This window comes from Pelagibius sp. 7325 (genome assembly GCF_037652055.1).
Lineage (GTDB): Bacteria > Pseudomonadota > Alphaproteobacteria > Kiloniellales > Kiloniellaceae > Pelagibius.
On sequence record NZ_JBBKAH010000001.1, the window covers coordinates 1 to 23,066 of the forward strand.

The 23,066-nt window shown below is 69.5% G+C and carries 26 protein-coding genes and 1 other RNA gene; 10 read left to right on the forward strand and 17 right to left on the reverse strand.

Annotation, left to right across the window (positions count from 1 at the left end; all coding sequences use genetic code 11):
* The 12 genes from tilS to WDC82_RS00060 form a co-directional block, all read right to left on the reverse strand.
* On the reverse strand, positions 1 to 1,088 hold a 1,088-nt coding region (gene tilS, locus WDC82_RS00005; RefSeq protein WP_340115169.1), incomplete at its 3' end, for a tRNA lysidine(34) synthetase TilS.
* Between the two features lie 17 nt (positions 1,089 to 1,105).
* Positions 1,106 to 2,179, reverse strand: a complete 1,074-nt coding sequence (gene ybgF, locus WDC82_RS00010) for a tol-pal system protein YbgF (protein ID WP_340115170.1) — start codon at positions 2,177 to 2,179, stop codon at positions 1,106 to 1,108.
* Between the two features lie 235 nt (positions 2,180 to 2,414).
* Positions 2,415 to 2,930, reverse strand: coding sequence for a peptidoglycan-associated lipoprotein Pal (gene pal / locus WDC82_RS00015; protein ID WP_340115171.1), 516 nt, complete (start codon positions 2,928 to 2,930; stop codon positions 2,415 to 2,417).
* A gap of 146 nt (positions 2,931 to 3,076) precedes the next feature.
* Positions 3,077 to 4,453: a Tol-Pal system beta propeller repeat protein TolB gene (gene tolB / locus WDC82_RS00020; RefSeq protein WP_370661521.1), complete on the reverse strand. Its 1,377-nt coding sequence runs from the start codon at positions 4,451 to 4,453 to the stop codon at positions 3,077 to 3,079.
* Positions 4,454 to 4,458: 5 nt separating this feature from the next.
* Positions 4,459 to 5,406 (reverse strand): cell envelope integrity protein TolA, encoded by a 948-nt coding sequence (locus tag WDC82_RS00025; RefSeq protein ID WP_340115172.1) that lies wholly within the window; start codon positions 5,404 to 5,406, stop codon positions 4,459 to 4,461.
* Between the two features lie 52 nt (positions 5,407 to 5,458).
* Positions 5,459 to 5,962 carry a protein TolR gene (gene tolR / locus WDC82_RS00030; protein ID WP_340115173.1) on the reverse strand — a complete coding sequence of 168 codons (504 nt, stop codon included), beginning with the start codon at positions 5,960 to 5,962 and terminating at the stop codon, positions 5,459 to 5,461.
* 4 nt (positions 5,963 to 5,966) lie between these two features.
* A complete protein-coding gene (gene tolQ, locus WDC82_RS00035) occupies positions 5,967 to 6,695 on the reverse strand; it encodes a protein TolQ (RefSeq protein WP_340115174.1) in 729 nt (242 codons plus the stop codon).
* 3 nt (positions 6,696 to 6,698) lie between these two features.
* The gene (ybgC, locus tag WDC82_RS00040) at positions 6,699 to 7,190 is read right to left on the reverse strand and encodes a tol-pal system-associated acyl-CoA thioesterase (RefSeq protein WP_340115175.1); all 492 of its coding nucleotides are present in this window, start codon (positions 7,188 to 7,190) and stop codon (positions 6,699 to 6,701) included.
* The gene (ruvB, locus tag WDC82_RS00045; protein ID WP_340115176.1) at positions 7,187 to 8,269 is read right to left on the reverse strand and encodes a Holliday junction branch migration DNA helicase RuvB; all 1,083 of its coding nucleotides are present in this window, start codon (positions 8,267 to 8,269) and stop codon (positions 7,187 to 7,189) included. The genes ybgC and ruvB overlap by 4 nt, the downstream gene beginning before the upstream one ends.
* A complete protein-coding gene (ruvA, locus tag WDC82_RS00050) occupies positions 8,266 to 8,874 on the reverse strand; it encodes a Holliday junction branch migration protein RuvA (RefSeq protein WP_340115177.1) in 609 nt (202 codons plus the stop codon). The genes ruvB and ruvA overlap by 4 nt, the downstream gene beginning before the upstream one ends.
* Positions 8,871 to 9,437: a crossover junction endodeoxyribonuclease RuvC gene (ruvC, locus tag WDC82_RS00055; RefSeq protein WP_340115178.1), complete on the reverse strand. Its 567-nt coding sequence runs from the start codon at positions 9,435 to 9,437 to the stop codon at positions 8,871 to 8,873. The genes ruvA and ruvC overlap by 4 nt, the downstream gene beginning before the upstream one ends.
* 120 nt (positions 9,438 to 9,557) lie before the next feature.
* A complete protein-coding gene (locus WDC82_RS00060; protein WP_340115179.1) occupies positions 9,558 to 10,307 on the reverse strand; it encodes a YebC/PmpR family DNA-binding transcriptional regulator in 750 nt (249 codons plus the stop codon).
* 306 nt (positions 10,308 to 10,613) lie between these two features.
* Here WDC82_RS00060 and WDC82_RS00065 point away from each other — a divergent pair, with 306 nt between their 5' ends.
* A complete protein-coding gene (locus WDC82_RS00065; protein ID WP_340115180.1) occupies positions 10,614 to 10,901 on the forward strand; it encodes a hypothetical protein in 288 nt (95 codons plus the stop codon).
* Positions 10,902 to 10,939: 38 nt separating this feature from the next.
* Here the strand turns inward: WDC82_RS00065 and WDC82_RS00070 are convergent, their stop codons facing one another.
* The 5 genes from WDC82_RS00070 to WDC82_RS00090 all read right to left on the reverse strand — a co-directional run bounded on the left by WDC82_RS00070 (position 10,940) and on the right by WDC82_RS00090 (position 13,404).
* On the reverse strand, positions 10,940 to 11,764 hold the full coding sequence (locus WDC82_RS00070) for a TIGR00282 family metallophosphoesterase (RefSeq protein ID WP_340115181.1): 825 nt from the start codon (positions 11,762 to 11,764) through the stop codon (positions 10,940 to 10,942).
* Between the two features lie 61 nt (positions 11,765 to 11,825).
* Positions 11,826 to 12,494: a 5-formyltetrahydrofolate cyclo-ligase gene (locus tag WDC82_RS00075; protein ID WP_340115182.1), complete on the reverse strand. Its 669-nt coding sequence runs from the start codon at positions 12,492 to 12,494 to the stop codon at positions 11,826 to 11,828.
* A 57-nt stretch (positions 12,495 to 12,551) separates the two neighbouring features.
* Positions 12,552 to 12,708, reverse strand: a non-coding RNA gene (gene ssrS / locus WDC82_RS00080) — 6S RNA.
* 23 nt (positions 12,709 to 12,731) lie between these two features.
* The gene (locus WDC82_RS00085) at positions 12,732 to 13,106 is read right to left on the reverse strand and encodes a cell division protein ZapA (RefSeq protein WP_340115183.1); all 375 of its coding nucleotides are present in this window, start codon (positions 13,104 to 13,106) and stop codon (positions 12,732 to 12,734) included.
* 58 nt (positions 13,107 to 13,164) lie between these two features.
* The gene (locus WDC82_RS00090; RefSeq protein ID WP_340115184.1) at positions 13,165 to 13,404 is read right to left on the reverse strand and encodes a hypothetical protein; all 240 of its coding nucleotides are present in this window, start codon (positions 13,402 to 13,404) and stop codon (positions 13,165 to 13,167) included.
* Positions 13,405 to 13,719: 315 nt separating this feature from the next.
* Here WDC82_RS00090 and tkt point away from each other — a divergent pair, with 315 nt between their 5' ends.
* From tkt to WDC82_RS00135, 9 genes are all read left to right on the forward strand, one after another.
* Complete coding sequence (gene tkt / locus WDC82_RS00095; protein WP_370661517.1) at positions 13,720 to 15,729, forward strand: transketolase; 2,010 nt, start codon at positions 13,720 to 13,722, stop codon at positions 15,727 to 15,729.
* 73 nt (positions 15,730 to 15,802) lie between these two features.
* Positions 15,803 to 16,804, forward strand: a complete 1,002-nt coding sequence (locus WDC82_RS00100; protein ID WP_340115187.1) for a class I fructose-bisphosphate aldolase — start codon at positions 15,803 to 15,805, stop codon at positions 16,802 to 16,804.
* Positions 16,805 to 16,912: 108 nt separating this feature from the next.
* Entirely contained in the window at positions 16,913 to 17,920 is a 1,008-nt protein-coding gene (gap, locus tag WDC82_RS00105; protein WP_340115188.1) for a type I glyceraldehyde-3-phosphate dehydrogenase, read from the forward strand.
* 97 nt (positions 17,921 to 18,017) lie between these two features.
* Positions 18,018 to 18,425: a hypothetical protein gene (locus WDC82_RS00110; RefSeq protein WP_340115189.1), complete on the forward strand. Its 408-nt coding sequence runs from the start codon at positions 18,018 to 18,020 to the stop codon at positions 18,423 to 18,425.
* Positions 18,426 to 18,465: 40 nt separating this feature from the next.
* Complete coding sequence (locus tag WDC82_RS00115) at positions 18,466 to 19,014, forward strand: ATP-binding protein (protein WP_340115190.1); 549 nt, start codon at positions 18,466 to 18,468, stop codon at positions 19,012 to 19,014.
* Positions 19,015 to 19,028: 14 nt separating this feature from the next.
* Complete coding sequence (locus tag WDC82_RS00120; RefSeq protein ID WP_340115191.1) at positions 19,029 to 19,682, forward strand: thiamine phosphate synthase; 654 nt, start codon at positions 19,029 to 19,031, stop codon at positions 19,680 to 19,682.
* Between the two features lie 144 nt (positions 19,683 to 19,826).
* Positions 19,827 to 20,393: an elongation factor P gene (gene efp, locus WDC82_RS00125; protein WP_340115192.1), complete on the forward strand. Its 567-nt coding sequence runs from the start codon at positions 19,827 to 19,829 to the stop codon at positions 20,391 to 20,393.
* 74 nt (positions 20,394 to 20,467) lie between these two features.
* A complete protein-coding gene (locus tag WDC82_RS00130) occupies positions 20,468 to 21,268 on the forward strand; it encodes an inositol monophosphatase family protein (RefSeq protein ID WP_340115193.1) in 801 nt (266 codons plus the stop codon).
* Between the two features lie 170 nt (positions 21,269 to 21,438).
* Complete coding sequence (locus WDC82_RS00135; RefSeq protein WP_340115194.1) at positions 21,439 to 22,953, forward strand: OmpA family protein; 1,515 nt, start codon at positions 21,439 to 21,441, stop codon at positions 22,951 to 22,953.
* The last annotated feature ends 113 nt before the right edge of the window (positions 22,954 to 23,066 follow it).

Below are 23,066 nucleotides of genomic sequence, written 5' to 3' on the forward strand. Positions count from 1 at the left end.
CCGCCGCCGCGGGCCAGCACCACTTCGAAACGGCCGTCCCACAGCAGCCGAGCGCCCGGCTGCACCGCCGCCGGCGCGGTCCGGCCCGCCTCGCGCACGATGAGCCAGCGCGCGCCGCGGGCCAGGATGCGGCAGCCGCCGAGGGTGACCGCCCTGTCGAGCCCGAGCGCCAGGCAGGCGTGCAGGCGCTCCAGACGCTCCAGACGCGGCGTGTAGTCACAGCCGCCCACCGCCATCAGGCTGCGCGCCAGGGCGCGCAGCGATACCTCGGTGCTGGCGCCGGCCAGCACGGCCGGGTCGAGATCGAGGAAGCCGGCCGGGTCCGGCCTCACCGCACGGGCGAGCACCGCGGCGACGTCGCCTTCCAGGGCGGCGCGGGCGCGGCCGAGGTGCTGGGTGGCACTGCCCAGGCGTGCCGGGGTCATCCCCTCGCTGGCCAGGTCCGGCAGCAGGCGGCGCAGACGCACCCGCGCATAGGCGATGTCGCCGTTGCTGGGATCCTCCACCCAGGCGAGGTGGCGCGCCTCCAGGGTGGCGACCAGACGGGCCTTGGGCAGGGCCAGCAGCGGGCGCAGCAGGCGCAGGCCGGCGGTCTCGCTGACCGGCGCCATGGCGGCGAGGCCGTCCAGGCCGCTGCCACGGCCGAGGCGCAGCAGGAAGGTCTCCGCCTGGTCCTCCAGGTGATGCGCCAGCGCCAGGTGAAAGATGCCGGCCGCCTCGCAGGCCGCGAGCAGCAGGCCGTAGCGCGCCGCCCGCGCCGCCGCCTGGCGCGAGCCGCCGGACTTTTGAAGGGCCCCGGCGCTGTCCCACGGCAGCACCTGGTGGGCGATGCCGGCGGTCTTCAGCAGGCGGCCGACGGCCGCCGCCTCGGCGGCGGAGTCGGGCCTGAGGCCGTGGTCGACGGTGAAGGCGGTGAGCCGCCCGCCCCGCGCGGCCAGCCAGTCCTGCAGCAGGAAGGTGAGCGCCAGGCTGTCGGCGCCGCCGGAAACCGCCGCCGCCACGTGGGGCCGCGGCTCGAAGGGCTCCAGGGCCGCCATGCGGGCGGCGAAGTCCTCCGCGGTGACGGGCGCGGCCATCGGCGTGGCCATGGGGGCGAGCCGCTCCCTTACTGGCACCCGAGGCGCTGCGACTCCCGCTGGGCGCGGGACAGGATGGTCGCCGGCGCGTCGGCATAGCGGTCGAGCAGCACCGCGAAGGTGCCGCAGGCGTCCTGGGTGCTGCCCAGCGAGGCGAGCGACATGCCGAGCTTCAGCAGGTTGTCGGGCGCCTTGGAGTTGTCCGGATAGGTCTCGAAGCCCTCGGCGAAGGTGACCGCCGCCTGCTGATAGTTGCCGCGCACGTAGTAGGTCTCGCCCAGCCAGTACTTGGCGTTGCCGGCCAGCGCGTTGTCGGGATGCTGGTCGAGGAAGCTGGTGAAGGCCTGCTCGGCACCGGCGTAGTTGGCCTGGCGCAGCAGGCCGAAGGCGTAGTCGTACTGCTGCTGCGGCGTGCCGCCGGGCAGCGCCGCGGCGCCGGCGGGCGCGGCGGCCTGCTGCTGGGCAGCGGCAGTCGGTGCTGCCGGGCCCGGCGGATTCGCCGCCTGCTCCTGCTGGAAGCGGCTGAGGTCGGTCTCGCTGAGGGTGCCGAGGGTGCCCGGCTGGGCGGGGCTGGTAGCGGCAGCCTGGCCGGCGCCGCCCGCCATCGGCGCACCGGCCATCGGGGCGCCCCCCAGCGGCGCTTCCGCACCGACCGGCGGCAGGCCGCCCTGCTCCAAGTTGCGCAGGCGCAGGTCGACGTCGGCGACCAGCTTGTCGAGGCGGTCGCTGACGGTTTCGACGCGGAAGTTCATCTCCTCGATACGGCCGGTCAGCTCCTGCATCTGCTGTTCCATCTGGTCGAGCTGCAGCTGGATGCGCGCCGCCTGGGTCGGCGCCACACCGCCGGCCGAGCCGCCGTCGCCGGCCGCCGCCGCCGGCGGGGTGCCGCCGCTGTAAACCTGGCGCTGCAGGTCGGACAGTTCCCGCTGCAGGCGCTGCAGCTGGTTTTCGACGTTGCTCTGCGCCTGCGCGCTCTGCACCAGCGCCGGCGCCAGGCACAGCAGGCCGGCGACGAGGGCGCCGGCAACCAGGGCAGGGCAGCCGCCTCTGAGCAGGGGCTTGAAGGGGGACTTCAGGGGCCGGCTGCGGACCAGGCTGGTCATCGCTGTTTCCTCCGCTTCGTCTTTCGGTCCGGCAATAGAGAACCGCATTCTGTGGCAGGGCTTCATGGCATCTTTATGGCGCATCTTTATGGCGCGATAGGCTTTATGCCCTGTTAAGGACGCCCGCAAGGTCCAGATCAAGGACGCCCGCAAACGCGAAAAACCCCGCCCGGCACAGCGACAAACGCGCGGCCGGACGGGGTTTCCCAAGCGGTACTAAGACGCCGGAGGCGCCTTAGTTCACAACGAAGACGCCGCGGCGGTTCTGCGCCCAGGCGGAGTCGTTGGAGCCGAGCACGGCCGGCCGCTCTTCACCGAAACTGACGGTGCTGAGGCGGGCCGGGTTGATGCCCAGCGCAACCAGGTAGTCACGCACGGAATTGGCACGGCGCTCGCCGAGGGCGAGGTTGTACTCGCGCGTGCCGCGCTCGTCGGCATGGCCTTCGATGCTGAGCGTCACCGACGGATTGGTATCGAGCCAAGCCGCCAGAGCCTCAACCGTGCCGCGCTGGTCCGCGCGAATGTTGTACATGTCGTAATCAAAGAACACCCGATCGCCGACCTCGACCGTCAGGTCTTCCTGGGAACCAGGAGCCGGACGGGCGATAGTAGGCTGTGCCGGCTGCGGCTGCTGAGTCGTGCCCGTGCCGCTGCTGCCGCTGCCGGACGTGGTAGACGCCTCTTCAGACGGCGTCGAACACGCAGCAAGCAGCAAAGCCGCAGCGAAGGTCGTAACAAGGGAAAAGCGCATAATCTGCCCTCTCAAACACATCCCCGGATTTTTGGATTGAGGCTGACCTGCCACCGGTGACTTAACAGGTCCCGCCTGCTTGATATGGCCCCCCAACGTCGGCAACTAACAGCCGAAAATGGTTAACGGACTATACCGACGCCCCCCTACTGAATCAAGGGGGACCACGCCGGATCTGAAGCGTCCAAAGGCGTCACAAGCTCGCGTTCGTTGAACCCTGTGAGATCAATCGTAAAGATCTTACTAGTGATTTGCCCGCGTGAGTCCGCCCGGGTGGTCCGGAAATAGCTGAGAACCCGCCCGTTCGGCGCCCAAGTAGGCGCTTCGACGTTGTAATCCCTCACTAACATGCGCTCCCCGGACCCATCCGGACGCATAACTCCTATGTAAAATTCGCCGGCGTGCTGGCGCGTGAAAGCGATCAGATCGCCGCGCGGCGACCACACCGGCGTGTAGTAGTACCCCTGTCCGCGGCTGATTCGGCGCACGTTGCTTCCGTCCCGATTCATCACGTAGATCTGCGGCGAGCCGCCGCGGTCGGAATTGAAGGTGATTTCGCGCGAATCGGGCGAGAACGACGGCGAGGTATCGATCGCCGGGTGGTTCGTCAGCTTGGTCTGGCGCCGGGTCCTGAGGTCGATGGTGTAGATCTCCGAGTTGCCGTCCCTGGCCATGGAGAGGATCACCTCGTTGCCCTCGGTGGAGAAGCGCGGCGCGAAGGTCATGCCCGGGAAGTCGCCGAGCACCTCCTGCTGGCCGGTATTGAGGTTGAACAGGTAGACCCGCGGCACCTCGACCCGGCCATTGGACTGGTAGGCCATGTAGGTGATCTCCCGCGTCGAGGGGGAGAAGCGCGGGGTCAGCACCAGCTCGTTGCCGCTGGTCAGGAAGCGGTGGTTCTCGCCGTCCTGGTCCATGATCGCGAGGCGCTTGATGCGCCGGTTCTGCGGTCCCTGCTCGGCGATGTACACAATCTGCGTGTTGAAGTAACCCTGCTCGCCGGTCAGGCGCTGGTAGATCTCGTCGGCGATGCGGTGCGCGATGGAGCGCCAGTTCGACGGCGGCGTGGTGTACTGGGTGCCCCGCATCTGCACCTCGGAGAAGACGTCCCACAGGCGGAACTGCACGACCATGCGGCCGTCGGCCTGCAGCGCCACGCTACCGCTGACCAGTGCCTCGGCGTTGATCAGGCGCCAGTCGCCGAAGCGCGGGCCGAGCCGCAGCGAGGCGACGTCCTGGATGTAGGCGCGCTTGTCGACCGGGCGGAACAGGCCGCTGCGCTCCAGGTCGGCGGCGACTACGGAGGCGATATCGCCGCCCAGCCGGGTCTCCTCCGACACCTCGCCGTAGAAATCGGTGACGGCGATGGGCAGCGGTTTGACGAAGCCCTCCCGGATATCGACGTTCAGCTGGGCCTGCGCGGGGGCGCCGGCGAGCAGCACGGCGACCAGCACTAGAGCGGCGGAAAGCCGCGCGGAAAGCGTCATCGGGGCCCCGGTCGGACGGGATTCGGTGCTTTGCATCGACGTCATGATCCAAACATCTCTCTCGGGTTGAAGGTCAGGTTCATCGTCTTCCATTCAGAATACTGGGCGACCGGCAGCTCGAAGGGGCTGCACTGCAGGATCGCCCTGACGGCGTTTTCCGCCGCGCTGCGGAAGTAGGCGTCGCGGGTCACCCGCCCGGTATCGACCACCCGCGGCGTACCGATGACGCGCCCGTCGGGGGCGAGGTTGACGGTGACCTCGACAATGAGGTCTTCCGCCTGGCGCGCGCCCGCGTCGAGCCGCCAGCAGCGCTTGATCTGGCTCTGCACGGAGTTCTCCAGCTGCTGGCGCTGCACCGCGGAGACTTTCGGCGTTTCCGCCTGCACCGGCGCCCGCGCCGGCTGCTGCGGCTGGGTGCTGGGCTCTTCCTTCAGCTTCTCCACGTTGCGCAGGATCGAGGTCAGGCGGTCCTCCGGCTTCGGCTCCTCTTTCTTCTTCTCGGGCTCCGGCTGCTTGGCGACCTGCACCGGCGGCTTGGGCTTCGGCTTGGGCTTGGGCGGCGGGGCTTCGGCCTCCGGCTCCGGCTCGGGCTCGGGCTCCGGTTCCGGCTCGGGCACCGGCTCGGGTTCGGGCGCCGGCTCGGGTTCCGGCTCGGGTTGGGGTTCGGGAACCGGGGCGGGCTCCGGAGCGGGCTCGGGCTCGGGCTGCGGCTCGGGCTCCGGCACCGGTTCGGGCGTCGGTTCGGGCATCGGCGCCTTGGCGACCTCCGGCTCCGGCTCCGGCGCCAGCTCGGGCGCCTGGTTCACCGGTTCGGGCTCCGGTTCCGGCTCGGCCACCGGCGCGTCGGTATTCTCCTCCGGCAGCATGACCAGTTCGACCGGCACCGACTGGAAATCGACCATGGGATCGCGCAGCACGGGCAGCCCGAACACCAGGGCGAGGATCACCCCGAGGTGCAGAAGCGCGGAAAAGATCGTAGCTTTACCCATGATGCGCGGTGCTGTGCGTCCCTGCTCGAAATCGGTGGATGGCGCCGGCGGCCTAGTTCTGGCCGGTCGGCGGCGTCTTTTCGTCTGCTGCAGCGCCCGGCGCGCCCGGCTCGCCGCCCTGGGGCAGCTCGGCGATCAGCGCGACGCGCTGGAAGCCGGCGACGTTCACCGTGCCCATCACCTGCATGATGCGGCCGTAGTCGATCGCCTTGTCGCCGCGCACGAAGATGCGGGTGTCGGGCTTGGTCTCGGTGATCGCGCGCAGGCGCGGCACCAGCTGGCCCAGCTCGACCTCGGAATCCTGGATGAAGATCTGGCCCTCGGCGTTGATCGAGATGACCAGCGGCTCGTCCGGATCGGCGATCGACTGCGCCTGCGTCTTGGGCAGGTCGACCGGCACACCGACGGTCAGCAGCGGCGCCGTCACCATGAAGACGATGAGCAGCACCAGCATGACGTCGACGAAGGGCGTCACGTTGATCTCGCTGAGCGGCCTGTAGCGCCTTTGGCCGCGGCCGCCGCGGCGTCCGCCCGCGGGCATGAGAGTCGCTGCCATGGCGTCAGCCCTTCTCGTCCAGCTTGCGCGACAGGATGGCGCCGAACTCGCCGGCGAAGGCCTCCAGGCGCCCGGCATAGCGGCCGAGGTCGTTGGACAGCTTGTTGTAGCCGATCACCGCCGGGATGGCGGCGACGAGGCCCAGCGCGGTGGCGAACAGCGCCTCGGCGATGCCCGGCGCCACCACCGCGAGACTGGTGTTCTTCGCCGCGGCGATCGAGGTGAAGGCGTTCATGATGCCCCAGACCGTGCCGAACAGGCCGATGAAGGGTGCCGCCGAGCCGACCGAGGCGAGGAAGGTCATGTGACGCTCCAGGCGGTCCATCTCGCGTCCCAGGGCGATCTCCATGACCCGCTCGATGCGCTGCTGCAGGCTGGTCTTCACCTCGGCGGTCTGGGCGATGCCGCGCGAGGCCGAGCGGCGCCATTCGCGCATCGCCGAGACGAAGATCGACGCCATGGGATCGGGCGGGCGGTTGTCCAGCCGGTCGTAGAGGTCGTCCAGCGAGCCGCCGGACCAGAAGGCCTCCTCGAACTGGCCGGCGCGCTCCTTGAGGCGGCGCAGGCGCAGCACCTTCTCGAAGATGATCGCCCAGCACCAGAAGGACGCCAGCAACAGCAGGACCATGACGATCTGCACGACGATGTCGGCCTCGAGGAAAAGCCCCCAGACCGACAGGCTCGGGTCCACCGAACCGTCGAGCACGAGAGAATTAACGGCGTCCTGTTCCATGGGTTACCCCTGCTCCAAAGGCTGTACGAAGGGTTGCTGTACGAAGGGTTCTAGCGCGGCGCGAACGGGCGCCGGAATGCGGGTCGGGCGGCCATCGCCGCGCACCGCGGCGACGTCGACGGCGACGCGCACCAGCTCCTCGCCGGCGCGCCACACGGTCTGCACGGCGGAGAGCTTCGCCCCGCGCAGGCCGACGAGGCGCGAGCGCACCTCGACCAGGTCGTCGAGCCGCGCCGGCCGCCGGTAGGTCACTTCGCAACGGCTGACCGCGAAGATCACGTCATGGCTGTCGCGCAGCTTCGTCTGCTCGATGCCGGCCAGGCGCAGGATCTCGGTGCGCGCCCGCTCGGCGAACTGCAGGTAGCGCGCGTAGTACACGATGCCGCCGGCGTCGGTGTCCTCGTAGTAGATGCGCAGCGCCAGGCGATGCTCGCCCTCTACCATCTGCCCGGACAACGTCGCGCCGGACAGAGTCTCAGTCCCGGCAGCGTTCAAGCCAGCCCCTCCCCGCCACCGGCGGTGTCGTCGCCCAGCAGGGTCAGTTGGTCGAGGCTGCGCGGCACGTCGAGGCCGAGGTAGCTGAAACCGCCACGGGTCAGCACCCGGCCGCGCGGCGTGCGCTGCACCAGGCCCTGCTGGATCAGGTAGGGCTCGATCACTTCTTCCAGGACGTCGCGCTGCTCCGAGAGCGCCGCCGCCATGGTTTCGACGCCGACCGGGCCGCCGTCGTAGTTGTCGGCGATGCAGCGCATATAGCGCCGGTCCATGGCATCCAGGCCGCGCTCGTCGACATCGAGGCGCTTCAGGGCGCTGTCCGCCTGCACCGCGGCCACGGTCTCGACGCCGGCGACGGCGGCAAAGTCGCGCACCCGGCGCAGCAGGCGGCCGGCGACGCGCGGCGTGCCGCGCGAGCGGCGCGCGATCTCCGCCGCGCCGTCTGAGGTCAATTTCATGCCCAGGACCCGGGCCCCCCGGCTCACGATCAGTTCCAATTCATCCGCTTCATAGAACTGTAGACGTAAAGGAATACCGAATCGTTCCCTCAGCGGCGTCGTGATGAGGCCGGAACGCGTCGTCGCGCCGACCAGGGTGAAGGGCGGCAGGTCGATGCGCACCGAGCGCGCCGCCGGTCCCTCGCCGATGATGAGGTCGAGGTGGAAGTCCTCCATCGCCGGGTAGAGCACCTCCTCCACCGCCGGCGAAAGCCGGTGGATCTCGTCGATGAACAGCACGTCGTGCGGCTGCAGGTTGGTGAGGATCGCCGCCAGATCGCCGGCGCGCGCGATGACCGGCCCCGAGGTGGCGCGAAAGCCGACACCCATCTCGCGCGCGACGATCTGCGCCAGCGTCGTCTTGCCGAGACCCGGCGGGCCGAAGAACAGCACATGGTCCAGGGCATCGCCGCGCCCGCGCGCCGCCTCGATGAAGACGCGCAGGTTCTCGCGCACCGCGCGCTGGCCGATGAAATCGTCGAGTTGGGCGGGCCTGAGGGTGATCTCGCCGGCGTCGGCCTCGTTGAAGTCCGGCGCCACGATGCGGTCCGCGGCCTTGTCCTGAGCGCTGGAATCGCTCATGACGCCAGTTCCTTGAGGCCCGCTTTGATGAGCGCTTCGACGCTGGCGCCGCTGCCCAGGTCACCGCTCGCCTTGGCGACGGCGGCGAAGGCTTCGGTCCGGCGGTAGCCGAGGTTGACCAGCGCGGAGACGGCGTCCTCCGACACGGCCCCGCCGGCGGCCTTGCCGCTGCCGTTGACCGCCGCCACCGGCCCCAGCGCCATTCCGCCGGCCTTGTCCTTCAGCTCGCTGGCGATGCGCCCGGCCAGCTTGGGGCCGACGCCGTGCGCGCGCGACAGCGCGGCCTTGTCCTGGGCGGCGATGGCGCGCACCAGGTCGTGCGGCGACAGCACCGAGAGAATGGCCAGCGCCATCTTGGCGCCCACTCCCTGCACGCTGTGCAGCAGCTTGAACCAGTCGTGCTCGGCCGGATCGGCGAAACCGAAGAGGTGAATGTGGTCTTCGCGCACGTGGGTCTCGATCCACAGCGTGGCGCCGCCGCCCGGCGGCGGCAGCAGGCCGAGGGTGCGCCCGGAGGCGAAGACCAGGTAGCCGACACCGCCGACGTCGAGGATCGCCCAGTCGTCACCGGTCGAATCGACCAGGCCGGTCAGCTTGCCGATCATGCGCGGCTCCTGATCGCCTTGGCAGGCGCCTTGGCGGGCGCCTTGGCGCGCGAGGCGGCGAGCGGATCCGCCACCCCGGCCGCCCACTGGCGGCTGGTCGAGACATGGTGGGCGTGGCAGATGGCGACGGCCAGCGCGTCGGCCGCATCGGGCGCGGCGACGCTGCAGCCGGGCAGCAGGCGACCGATCATCATCGCCACCTGGTCCTTGTCGGCATGGCCGGTGCCGACCACCGCCTTCTTCACGATCATCGGCAGATACTCGGCGACGGCGATATCCTGCAGCGCCGGGGTCAAGAGCGCGATGCCGCGCGCCATGCCGAGCTTCAGGGTGGAGGACGGGTTCTTGTTGGCCAGCGTCACCTCGACCGCCGCGGTATCCGGGCGGTAGGCGGCCACCACATCGGCCAGGCCGCGGTGCAGCTGCAGCAGGCGCTGGGCGAGATCCGCCTTGCCGTCGGACACGACGATGCCGTTGGCGACGTGCTTCAGGTGGTTGCCTTCGGCGTCGATGACGCCCCAACCGGTCTGGCGCAAACCCGGATCAAGCCCAAGAACTCGCATTGCCGTCGCTTCGATTCCCCAATCTCATCCGCCGGCTGGCCGGCGGCGACCCGATTGCCGGGAGCGCCCCCCGGCAGCCCGGCCCAGGTCAGGGCGGCCCCGCCGCCCTTCAAGAATGCACTAGGCGGTCAGACGCGCCATCACGTCGTCGCTGATCTCGAAGTTCGCCGAGACCCGCTGCACGTCGTCGCTCTCGTCCAGCATGTCGAGCATCTTCAGCATGGTCTGCGCCTTGTCCTCGTCGATCGCCACCGTGGTCTGCGGGCGCCAGGTCAGATCGGCATCCGTCGGATCGCCGAACTTTTCGGTCAGCGCGTCGCGCACCGCCGAGAAGTCGTCGGGGTCGCAGGTGACCTCGTGGGTCTGCGCGCTGCTTTCGACGTTGCTGGCGCCGGCCTCGACCGCCGCCTCGAACATCGCCTCGGGCGACGCGGTCTTGGCCGGATAGGTGATCACGCCCATGCGGTCGAACATGAAGGACACCGAGTTGGTCTCCCCCAGGGTGCCGCCGTGCTTGCTGAAGGCGGAACGCACCTCGCCGGCCGTGCGGTTGCGGTTGTCGGTCAGCGCCTCGACGATCACCGCGACGCCGCCCGGGCCGTAGCCCTCGTAGCGCACCTCTTCATAGTTGGTGTCGTCCTCGCCGCCGGCCGCGCGCTTGATGGCGCGATCGATGTTGTCCTTCGGCATGTTGGCCTGGCGCGCCGCCTGGATGGCCCCGCGCAGGCGCGGGTTCTTGTCCGGCTCCGGCAGGCCCGACTTGGCCGCGACCATGATCTCGCGCGTCAGCCGCGCAAACTGCTTGGCGCGCTTCTTATCCTGCGCGCCCTTGCGGTACATGATGTTCTTAAACTGTGAATGGCCCGCCATGACTCGACGATCCTGATCCTACATAGTGGGACGTAATAAGCTTCAGCCTACCACATTTTGAGCGAAAGCGGGGCATACCAGCGCAACGGATAAGCCCCCAATATGGCGACATTAGGGCGGCTTCTAGCAGTTCCCCCACCCGATCTAAAGCCCTTCGATGCGCCCAATCCCTGGTTTGCCGCCCGTTTGGGGGGCCAAGAGCCGATAATGAGGTCCTAGAAGTGCGGCGCCGCCGGTTAACGGCTAATTAACGCCGACACGGCACTCTGATGGCTCGCTGAGCCCCTTTCGCTAAGGACAGAGCCCATGCCGCGGCCGTTGAACATTATCGATCTGGCCATCACCGACGACGTCTCGAACGACGCCGCCGAGGTGGCCCGCCGCCTGGATCAGGCGGCCGACCTGGTCGAGACTTTCGCCGAGGAATCCGCGCTGGGCGCGCTCGACGGCCTGCTCGCCATGGCCGCACTGCCCGCCAAGGCGGCAGTGGAGGACTCCCGCCGGCTGGCCGCCGACATGAGCCAGCAGACTGAGATCGTCCACTCCGAGATCGAGCGCTTCCTCGCCGTCTCCGCCGGCCAGCGCCCCAACTGATCGACTGATTTGGTCAGCGGTTCCGGACGTCCGGCGGCCTAGACCGACAGCAGCGCCGGCACCGTTTCCGCCAGCCGCCCGCCCAGCCTGACCGGCGCGACCCGGCGGGCCAGCCCGGTCGCGTCGTCGGTTTCCACGAACACCGCGCAGAGCGTGCCCTCGCCGCCGGCGACCGACAGCCGCTCGCCGCGGACCTTCTTCACGAAGCGCTCGATCGGCACGGTCTTTTCCATGCCGATCACCGAATCGTAGTCGCCGCACATGCCGGCGTCGCTCTGGTAGGCGGTGCCGCCGTTCAGGACCATGGTATCGGCGGTCGGCACGTGGGTGTGGGTGCCGACGAAGAGCGAGACCTTGCCGTCGACGAAGTGGCCGGCGGCCATCTTCTCCGAGGTCGCCTCGGCATGGAAATCCAGGATCGCGGCGTCCACGGTGGCGCCGAGGCGGTGCTTGGCCAGCATCCCGGCGATGCAGGCGAAGGCGTCGTCCAGGTCCTCCATGAACAGCTGGCCCATAACGTTCATCACCAGCACCTTCTTGCCGCGCCGGGTCTCGAAGACGCCGCTGCCGCGTCCCGGCGTGCCGGCCGGGAAGTTCTGTGGCCGCAGCAGGCGCGGCTCGCCGGCGATGTAGGCCATCACCTCGCGCTGGTCCCAGGAGTGGTTGCCGCCCGTGATGACGTCGGCGCCGGCCTCGAACAGCTGGCGGCAGATCTTGTCGGTGATCCCGAAGCCGGAAGCCGCGTTTTCCCCGTTGACCACCACGAAGTCGAGGTCGAGGCGCTGACGCAAGCCCGGCAGATGAGCGGCGATGGCGTCGCGGCCCGGCCGGCCCACCACGTCGCCGCAGAACAGCAATCGCATGACGAAACGGATTTCCCTTCTGTGTTCGGCCCGGTTTCCGGGCCTTAGCGGTTTCCGGTTCTTAGCGGTTCCGGGCGCCCGCGGGCTCCCGCAGCCCCGGGGGCTGCGGCGTGATCGCCCCGCGCTCGGTCACCACCAGATCGAGGGGCTGGTCGGTCGGCTCGCGCGGTACCGCCGGCACCTGCTGCGCGGCATAGGCCAGCCCCACCGCCAGGATATCCCCCGCCCGGCGCAAAAGGGCAAGGCTGCGGTCGTAGAAGCCGCCGCCGTAGCCGAGGCGGTAGCCGGCGGCATCGAAGGCCAGCAGCGGCACCAGCAGCAGGCCGGGCTGCACCAGCGGCGCGCTCCGCGGCGGCTCCCGGGTGCCGAAGCCGGCCGGCTGCAGCGGGTCACCCGGCCGCCAGGCACGGAAATCCAGCGGCTGGCCGGCGGCGCGGATGGCCGGCAGGGCCAGCGGATGGCCGCGCCCGTGCAGCGCCTCCATCAGCGGGCGCGGATCGATTTCGTCGGCCATCGGCCAGTAGGCCGAGATCAGCGTGCCGGGCACCACGGCGACGGCGGCGAGAAAGCGGTCGCAGACGGCCTGGGCCGCCATGGGGGCCGCCATGGGGGCAGCCGGGAGGCGCGCCTGGGCATCCTTTTCAGCCGCCGCGGCGCGGGTCGCCCTGGCCGCCGCGCGCAGGCGCCGCTTGGCGTCCTGAACAGCGGTCTCGGCGGGATCGGCGGGCACGGGGGGCGGCTCGGAAAATCAGGGAACGGGCAGGCAGCGCAGAAGCGCTGGGAACGTGGCGGCGCCGCAAAAGCCGTTGGTAATATGAATCCTCTGTGGCCTGCCTAGACAGGTGGGTGCCATATACCGAGACCAGGGCCCCGGCAGGGACAGCTCCCGAGAGGTTGGTATTGGCCCCAGGGATTTCTTTACCTGACGCACTCCGCAGCGCCGCCCGCGCATTACGGTCCCGTCTATCTAGGCGCCCTGGAGGCGCTGGGCAATAGCCTCGATTCGCTGGGCGCAGGCATCCAGGGCCCGCGTCGCCTGTTCTTCGGAGGCGCTGGGGCCCGTCGGAGCGGTTACGGCGGCAGGCTGGGCCGCCGGCCGGCCGGCCTTGAGGCCGTCGACGAGGCCGGCCACCTGGCGCTGGGCATCGGACAGCTCGTCGGCGATCAGCAGGCAGGTCATGAACAGCAGGCGCTGCTCGCCGAGCTGGCCGACGCTGCCTTCCAGCTCCGCCATCTTGCGGTCGATATGCTCGGCCAGCTTCACGAGGTGGCCTTCCTGCCCCTCGTCGCAGGTCACCTGATAGCTGCGGCCGTGGACGGTGAGCGAAATGATCTGCGACATCCCGGATCCTTTTGTTTCGGGCTTCAGGCGGACTTCGGGCGGGCTTCGGTCCGGGCGGCTAGCCGACCAGCTTGCGCAGCCGCCCGATGGTCGCGTCGAGGCGCTGGGTCACGGTCCCGGCAAGCTGCTGCAGCTGGGCGTTCTCGCGCCGCGCCGCCTCCAGGGCCGCGTGCAGGGCCGCGTCGTCGCCGCCCTTGCCGGCGCCCGCGTTGCCCTGGGCCGCGCGCGCCGTGACCACCTTTTCCAGGTGGTCGATCGCCACCTGCAGGCGGTGGCTGGCTTCTTCCAGTCGAGGCATTCGGGTTCCGTTCGGTCCAATTCCTTCCGCAGCGGGCTCAGGCCAAAACTTTTCAGGCCGAATCCGCGCGGAAGACGGGAGTCGGAGGATAGGCTTCGCCTTCGTCACCGGTCAACCGATGAGCCAAATTTGCGCCACCCGCCCGCGTTCTCCACAAGGGCCCCCGAATAGGCCGCCGAAGGCCGGCGCGCCTGTGTCAAAATCCGGCAAATCCGCGCGATAGGGCGTTGACCTTGCCTGGGCGTGGCGGCATGGTGCCGCTCAAAATCGGCGGGCAGCGCCGCTTTTCCAATTCCCTTCAGGTGGACCTTCCCGATGGACGTCGTTACGTCGCCTTCGACGCAAGACAGCTTAGTGACCCCGAAAAACCACCGCGACATGGCCAACGCGATCCGCGCGCTGGCCATGGATGCCGTGCAGAAGGCGAATTCCGGCCATCCCGGCATGCCGATGGGCATGGCCGACGTCGCCACGGTGCTGTTCTCGCGCTTCCTGAAGACCGACCCGGCCGACCCCAAGTGGGCCGACCGCGACCGCTTCGTGCTCTCCGCCGGCCACGGCTCCATGCTGCTCTACGCCCTGCTCTACCTCACCGGGTACGAGGACATGACGCTGGAGGAGATCAAGAACTTCCGCCAGCTGGGCTCGCGCACCGCCGGCCACCCGGAATACGGCCACGCCAGCGGCATCGAAACCACCACCGGCCCGCTGGGCCAGGGCCTCGCCAACGCCGTCGGCATGGCGCTGGCCGAGCGCCTGCTGAACGCGCGCTTCGGCGACGCCCTGGTCGACCACTACACCTATGCGATCGCCGGCGACGGCTGCCTGATGGAGGGCATCAGCCACGAGGCGATCTCGCTGGCCGGCCACCTGAAGCTCTCCAAGCTGATCGTCCTGTTCGACGACAACGACATCTCGATCGACGGCAAGGTCGGCCTTGCCTGCTCCGACGACCAGCTGAAGCGCTTCGCGGCCTCGGGCTGGGAGACCACCCGCGTCGACGGCCACGATCCCGACGCCGTCGCCAAGGCGATCGCCGCGGCGCGTGAGAGCGACCGCCCGAGCCTGATCGCCTGCAAGACCGTCATCGGCTTCGGCGCCCCCACCAAGCAGGGCACCGCCTCGACCCACGGCTCGCCGCTGGGCGATGCGGAGATCGCCGCGGCCCGCGAACAGCTCGGCTGGCCCCACGCGGCCTTCGAGATTCCCGCGGAGATCCTGGACGCCTGGCGTGCCGCCGGCGCGCGCAGCCGCGGCGCCCGCAAGGACTGGGAGCAGCGCCTCGCCGCCAGCGCGCAGCGCGCCACCTTCGAGCGCCAGATGGCCGGCAAGCTGCCCGACGGCTGGCAGGCCGCCCTCGCCGCCTTCAAGGCCAAGGTGGTCGCCGAGACGCCGAACCTGGCGACCCGCGTCTCCTCGCAGCAGACCCTCGACGTGCTGGCCGCGGCGGTCCCGGAGATGATCGGCGGCTCGGCCGACCTTACGGGCTCCAACAACACCAAGGCGAAGTCGCAGCCGCCGGTGACGCCGGATGACTTCTCCGGCGGCTACATCCACTACGGCGTGCGCGAGCACGGCATGGCCGCGGCGATGAACGGCATCGCCCTGCACGGCGGCCTCATCCCTTACGGCGGCACCTTCCTGGTGTTCAGCGACTACTGCCGCCCGGCGATCCGCCTCTCGGCACTGATGGGCCTGCGCGTCGTCTACGTGATGACCCACGATTCCATCGGCCTGGGCGAGGATGGTCCGACGCACCAGCCGGTCGAGCACCTGGCCGCGCTGCGCGCCATCCCCAACCTCCTGGTGTTTCGCCCCGCCGACACGGTGGAGACGGCGGAGTGCTGGGAACTGGCGCTGCAGGCCGAGGACCGGCCCTCGCTTCTGGCCTTGACCCGCCAGGGCCTGCCGACGCTGCGCCTGGAGTGCTCGGAGAACCTTGCGGCCTACGGCGGCTACATCATGGCGCCGGCCGACAGCGAGCGTCAGGTGACGCTGCTCGCCTCCGGCTCCGAGGTGGAGATCGCCATGCAGGCACAGGACCTGCTGCGCAAGGAGGGCATCTCGGCCGCCGTCGTCTCGATGCCGTGCTGGGAGCTCTTCGAGCAGCAGCCGCCGCACTACCGCGACGAGGTGCTGGGACCCGGCACGCTGCACATCGCCATCGAGGCGGGCATCGGCTTCGGCTGGGACCGCTGGATCGAGGCGGGCGGCGCCTTCGTCGGCATGCGGGGCTTCGGCGCCTCGGCCCCGGCCAAGGAACTCTACAAGAAGTTCGGCATTACCGCCGAGGCCGTGGTCGAAGCGGTCAAGACACGAATTTGACCGCGCCCGCGGCGGGCGGTGTTTTTTATATAAAGCCCTGCACCAGAGAGGGCATGCGATTGGAGGCTGTTACATGACTGCATCGGCTCTTGCGGACACCGCAAAGGCACTGGTCGCCGACGGCAAGGGAATTCTTGCCGCCGACGAAAGCTCCCCCACCATCAAGAAGCGCTTCGACAGCATCAAGATCGAGTCGACCGAAGAGAACCGGCGCGACTACCGCGACATGCTGTTCACCGCCCCCGATGCCGGCAAGTACATCTCCGGCGTCATCCTCTATGACGAGACCATCCGCCAGAAGGCGGCCGACGGCACGCCGCTGGTCAAGAAGCTGGTAAAGGCCGGCATGATCCCCGGCATCAAGGTCGACATGGGCGCCAAGCCGCTGGCCGGCCATCCCGGCGAGACCGTGACCGAGGGCCTGGACGGCCTGCGCGCGCGGTTGGAGGAGTACGCCGACCTCGGCGCCCGCTTCACCAAGTGGCGCGGCGTCTACCGCATCGCCGAGGGCATGCCGAGCCCGGGCTGCGTCACCGCCAATGCCCACGCGCTGGCGCGCTATGCCGCCATGGCGCAGGAAGCCGGCCTGGTGCCGATCGTCGAGCCCGAGGTGCTGATGGACGGCGAGCACGACATCGACGTCTGCGAGGAAGTGACCGAAGAGGTGCTGCGCAGCGTCTACAACGAACTCACCCTGCAGAACGTCTGGCTGGAAGGCACCCTGCTGAAGCCGAACATGGTGATTTCCGGCCAGGACTGCCCCGAGCAGGCCGGTGTCGAGGAAGTCGCCGAACGCACCCTGCGCTGCCTGAAGCGCACCGTGCCGGCGGCAGTGCCCGGCATCGTCTTCCTGTCCGGCGGACAGAGCGACGAGCTGGCCACCGAGCACCTCAACGCGATGAACAAGAGGGGCCCGCTGCCCTGGAAGCTCAGCTTCTCCTACGGCCGCGCGCTGCAGGCGGCGCCGCTGAAGGCCTGGGCTGGCAAACCGGCGAACCTGGACAAGGGCCAGCAGGCCTTCCTGAAGCGCGCCAAGGACAACGCCGCGGCGGCCCAGGGCAAGTACGCGGCCTGATCGGGCCGCCCCGTCGGGTCGAACGATCGTCGAGCTGAAAGAAAAAGCAGGGGAACCGCCGTCCGCCGAAAACCGTGCGGGCGGCACTTAGGGAACGGAGACTGAAATATGGCAGTTCGTGTTGGTATTAACGGCTTCGGTCGCATCGGGCGCCTGGTGTTCCGCGCCGCCATGGAGGCCAAGCGCAAGGACATCGAGTTTGTCGCCATCAACGACCTCGGCACACCCGAGGCGAACGCGCACCTGCTGAAGTACGATTCCGTGCACGGCACCTACCCCGGCAAGATCGAGGCCGTGAAAGACGGCATCAAGGTCGACGGCAAGAAGGTGAAGGTGCTGTCCGAGCGTGATCCGGCCAAGCTGCCGTGGGGCGATCTGGGCGTCGACATCGTGCTGGAATGCACCGGCATCTTCACCAGCAAGGAAGCCGCCGGCAAACACCTGGAAGGCGGCGCCAAGAAGGTCCTGGTCTCCGCCCCGGCCAGCGGCGCCGACATCACCGTGGTCTACGGCGTGAACCACGACAAGCTGAAGAAGAGCCACACCATCATCTCCAACGCCTCCTGCACCACCAACTGCCTGGTGCCGGTCGCCTACATCCTGGATCAGACGGTCGGCATCAAGCACGGCTACATGACCACGATCCACTCCTACACCGGCGACCAGCCGAGCGTGGACACCCTGCACAAGGACCTGCGCCGCGCCCGCGCCGCCGCGCTCTCGATGATCCCGACCTCGACCGGCGCCGCGCGCGCCACGGGCCTCGTGCTGCCGGAGCTGGCGGGCAAGCTGGACGGAACCTCGGTGCGGGTGCCGACCGCCAACGTCAGCCTCATCGACCTCACCATCGAGGCGAAGAAGAAGACCGACGCCGAGACCATCAACGAGGCGATGGTGAAGGCCTCCAAGGGCAAGCTGAAGGGCGTGCTGGCGGTGAATGACGCCCCGCTGGTGTCCAGCGACTTCAACCACGTGCCGGCCAGCTCGACCTTCGACCTGACCCAGACCCAGGTGCTGGACGGCACCTGCGTGCGGGTGCTGTCGTGGTACGACAACGAGTGGGGCTTCTCCAACCGCATGAGCGACACGGCAGTGGCGCTCGGCAAGCTGATCTGACATCCTCAGCGGCCTGTTCGGGAACCGCCCGAGGGCCCCGGAGGAGTGACACGAAAGCGGGGCCTTAGGGCCCCGCTTTTTATTATCATCGGATCCCATGGACGAGCGCGTCATCATCATTCACTCGCTGGAACAGGCGGTCACCGCGTTGAAGGTGGCCCGCGAACTGGACCGGCCCGTCACCCTCGCCTCGCCGCCGGGGGCCGCCGCCTATACCGGCGCCCTGTGGTTCCGGGAGGTGGTCAAGCAGGCCCAGCTGGAGGTGCCGCAGGCCGAGGCCTCCTCCATCCTGGACTGCGGCGACAAGCCGGGGCTGGTCATGGCGGCGTTCCGCCAGGGCGTCCTGCGGGTGCGCTTCACCGGCGCGCGCGAGGCCGCCGAGAAGCTGGAGGCGATGGCCGAGGCCGAGAGCCTGCACCTGCTGACCGGCCCGCTGGAGGCGCTCGACCTGTTGGACGTGAAGGACAAGGCCCAGGCCTGCCGCGACTGGCTGTCGAAAGTCTAGCGCCAGGCCCGCAGGGGCACACCAGGATCACAACGGCGCCATGAAAGCACCGCGAGCCGCGATCACCCGACTGGACGGCTTCGCCCTGCCGCAGGGCCCGGCGGCGGCGCTGGGCGACCTCGCCCGCCTCGCCGCCATCGCCCCGACGCGCGGCGTCTGCCTCTTCGCCGGACCGAGCGGCACCGGCAAGACCCTCGCCGCCGAGACCCTGGCGCGGCAGCTGAAGCGGCCGCTGCAGCGGATCGACCTGGCGGCGGTGGTCAGCGCGTACATCGGCGAGACGGAGAAAAATCTCTCGATCATCCTGCAGCGCGCGCAGGCGGCCGGCGCGATCCTGCTGTTCGACGAGGCCGACGCCCTGTTCGGCAAGCGCACGGACGTGAAGGACAGCCACGACCGCTACGCCAACCAGGAGGTCAGCTACCTGCTGGACCGCCTGGCCCGTTATCCCGGCCTGGTGATCCTGACCAGCAGCCGCAGGGACGCGGGGGCGCTGCCCTGGCCGTGCCGCCTGTCGCACATCCTGGTCTTCACCAAGCCGCCCGCCCCCAAGCCGAAACCCCGGCCGAAGCCCTGGCCGACATCCTGAGAGTCCAATCTGCCGTGTCTGATTCTGCCGTGTCCGATGCCCTGCCCCGCCTGCTGGTGATTTCCGCCCCGCTCGATCAGGACGCCGCCGCCGAGACGCTGGCGGCAGCGCTGGCAAGCCTTGCCGCCGGCGAGGTCGCGGCGCTGCTGCTGCGCGGCGGCGGCCTCGACGACGGCGCCTTCGCCGGCCGCATCGCGCCCTTGGTGCCGCTGGCCCAGGACCGCGACATCGCCGTGCTGCTCGAGGACCGGCCGGAGCTGCTGGCCGCCAGCGGCGCCGACGGCCTGCACGTCGCCGTCGGCGAGAAGCGCTCGCCACTGAAGGATCTGCGCCGCCGCTTCGGCGACGGCATCATCCTGGGCGCCGGCTGCGGCGCCTCGCGCCACGCCGCCATGACCGCCGGCGAGCAGGGTGCCGACTACATCGGCTTCGGCGACCTGCCCGGGGTGCCCGATGGCGCTTCGGCCGACCCGGAGACCCTCGCCTGGTGGGAGGCGCTGATGACCCCGCCGCAGGTCGCCTTCGGCGCCAGCGACCTGGACGGCCTCGCCCGCCTGGCCGCGGCCGGGCCGGACTTCGTCGCCCTCGGCCCCGCCCTGTGGCCTGGCGGCGGCGACCCCGCGGCCGCCCTCAAGGCGATCCAGGCCGCCCTCGCCGCAACCGCCTGAAGCTGCCGGTTTGCAGGCATTCCCGGCCGCCGCTTAGGGGCGTTGCCTCCCTGGGGGCAAGCTGGTAGCTTCCGCGCGCTTTTTCCGTAGGCCCCCTGTGGGGGCCTGGTTTCACAAAGACACCCCATTCCCGGACGATCCCCCATGAAGATCAACGGCAACGCGATCCGCCCTGGCAACATCATCGAGCACAAGAACCGCCTGTGGCGCGCGGTGAAGATTCAGCACACCCAGCCCGGCAAGGGCGGCGCCTACCTGCAGTGCGAGCTGAAGGACATCCGCGACGGCACCAAGCTGAACGAGCGCTTCCGCGCCAGCGAGGACGTCGAGCGCGTGCGGCTCGACCAGAAGGACTACCAGTACCTCTACGCCGAAGGCGACATGCTGACCTTCATGGACAACGACACCTACGAGCAGATCTCCGTGCACGCGGACCTGGTCGGCGAGCCGGTGGTGTTCCTGCAGGAAGGCATGACGGTGACCATCGAGTCCTACGAGGACGAGCCGATCTCGGTCATGCTGCCGGACACCGTGGTGATGCAGATCACCCAGGCCGATCCGGTGGTGAAGGGTCAGACGGCGTCGTCGTCCTACAAGCCGGCGGTGCTGGAAAACGGCACCCGCGTGATGGTGCCGCCGCACATCGAGTCCGGCACCCGCGTGGTGGTGAACACCGCCGATGCCACCTACGTGGAGCGCTACAAGGACTGAGCCTACCGCTCACTTCCCGTAGCGCTCACCTCTCCCATCGCAGCAGCCCTTTTCCCGGATAGATCGACGATTTCATGGCCCTCCGCTCCGCCCTCTTCAACGTCATGTTCAAGGCCGCCGAGAAGGCGGCGCGCGGCCTGAAGCGGGACTTCGGCGAGGTCGAGAACCTGCAGGTCTCGCGCAAGGGGCCGGCCGACTTCGTCTCCACCGCCGACCACAAGGCCGAGAAGACCATCAAGGAAGAGCTGCAGAAGGCGCGTCCGGGCTACGGCTTCCTGATGGAGGAGTCGGCGCCGGTGCCGGCGACCGACGAGAGCGGGCGGCGCTGGATCGTCGATCCGCTGGACGGCACCAGCAACTTCCTGCACGGCCTGCCGCACTTTGCCATCTCCATCGCCCTGGAAGAGGGCGGCGAGATCATCGCCGGGCTGGTCTACGACCCGATCAAGGAAGACCTGTTCCACGCCGAGAAGGGAACCGGCGCCTGGCACAACGACCGCCGTCTGCGGGTTTCCGCGCGCAACCGAATGACCGAGTGCCTGATCGCCACCGGCGCGCCCTTCGCCGGCAAGGGCGACCGCCCGGTCTTCCTCGGCGAGATCGACGCCGTCATGGCCAATACGGCGGGCATCCGCCGCTGGGGCGCGGCCGCCCTGGACCTCGCCTACGTCGCCGCCGGGCGTTTCGACGGCTTCTGGGAGCGCGGCCTCGCTCCCTGGGACATCGCGGCGGGCCTCATCCTGGTGCGCGAGGCCGGCGGCTACGTCAGCGAGATGAACGGCAAGGCGATCACTCTGGAAAAAAGCCCCAGCATCCTGGCCAGCAACAATGCCATCCACAGCGATCTGATGAAGCTGCTGCGCAAACCTTCCTGACGCCCCGCAAACCTTTAAGTAACCAAAAGGCCCAATAATACATCCCGTGGCGGCGCGACTTCCCGGCCGCCCTGCTGACCCCTTCCTGTAAAGCAGGTTGTCCCGGGGGCAGGAGCGGAATACTGTTAACCATAGCGGTTAGCTGGGAAAAACTGGGGTATTACGGGCTAATGAGCAGATTTTCAGCGCAAGGTCGACACCCAACCAAGGGCCGGCATGCCGGCCGGCGGTCGGCGGGCTCGCCCGCCGGCGCCCCGGCGCTGACCCTGGGCCTGACACTCGGGCTGACTCTGGGCCTGACACTGACCCTGGCTCCCGGCCTCGCGCAGCAGGCCGCCGCCCAGTCCAATTCCGGCATCTACATCAACAACGACGTCCTGAACAATCTGGGCTCCGGCCCCGGTGCGGCGCCCGCGACCCCCTACAGCCCGGCCCCTGCGCCCTACTACGCCCAGCCCGCGCAGCCCGGCTACGCGCCCGCGGCGCCTGCTGCCCCCCAGGGCAGCGGCGGCCTGAGCTTCCAGCCCCAGGGCAGCGGCAACTTCGTGGTGACGCGGCCCGGTACCCTGCTGTTCCCGCCGCTGCAGGCGCCGAGCAGCACGCTGGCGCCGGGCTTCCAGCACGACAACAACGCCGCCCGCAGCGAGGCCCTCAACAATGCCTTCGCCGGCGGGCCGGAGCCGAGCTCGCAGCTGCTGATCCCGCTGCAGGACCCGGGGCAGTCTCCCATGCGGAACGACGGCGGCGATGCCGTGGTCGTGTTCGAGGACCAGCTGCCGGCCGCCGACGGGCAGGCGCCGCAGGGCGAGCGCATCGTCCTGCGCATGCCGCCCCCGCCCCCGGCGCTGCCCAAGCCGGCGGTCCCGGCCGAAGCGATCGCCGAGGCCAGGCAGGCGCCCGCCACCCTGGCGCCCGAGTTCCAGTCGCCCGAGCCGGCGCCCGAGACGGCCGAGGTTCCCGCCGCCGCGCCGGCCATCGCCGACGTCGAGGAAAAAGCGCTGGCCGACGAGGCCCGCGAGGCCGAGCTGGCCGCTACGCCCGCCCCCAAAACTGCCGTTGCCGAGGCCCCTGAGGCGGATCCCGTCGAAGCCCCCGAGGCGGATGCCGCCGAGGCCAATGTCGACGAAACCCCGGAGCCGAGCCCGGCCGACGCCCCGTCCGGGCTGGCCAGCAGCGCCGACGTCGCCGCGCCGGTGGCGATGACCGAACCGCCCGCGGCCAACGCGGCGGCCGGCGGCAGCGCCCCCGTCAGCCTGTTGCCCGCCGGCAGCGGGCCGAACGCGGCGCCGGCAGAGGCCGCCCCGGAATCCGCGGGCAGCGGCCCGGGCGTGCAGACCGCCAGCCTGTCTATGGACAGCGGATCGACGGATGGCGGGGTCGAGGACATGACCTTCCTCTTCGAGGTGGATTCCGCCGAGCTCTCCTCGGAGACCCAGGCCGAACTGCGCTCCCTTGCCGATACCATGCGGGGCGGCGAGAGCTGGATCCAGGTGCTCGGCTTTGCCAGCGGCCAGGACGGTTCCGAGGACCAGGCCCGCAAGCTGGCGCTGGCCCGGGCACTGAAAGTGCGCAGCTTCCTCATCGATGCCGGCATCCCCTCCAAGCGCATTCAGGTCCGCCCGATGGGCGACCGCGTCGAGAGCGGCCCGGCGAATCGGGTCGACATCAAGCCCGTTGGCAGCTAACCCTTAGGGACGAGAGCAGAAGGCAGCACGGGCGCCGCAGCAGTCGCGGCGCGCGCGAATCTGCCTTATGATCGTCGCTATCGAGCCGCGGGCCCGCATGTCGCTGACTTTGG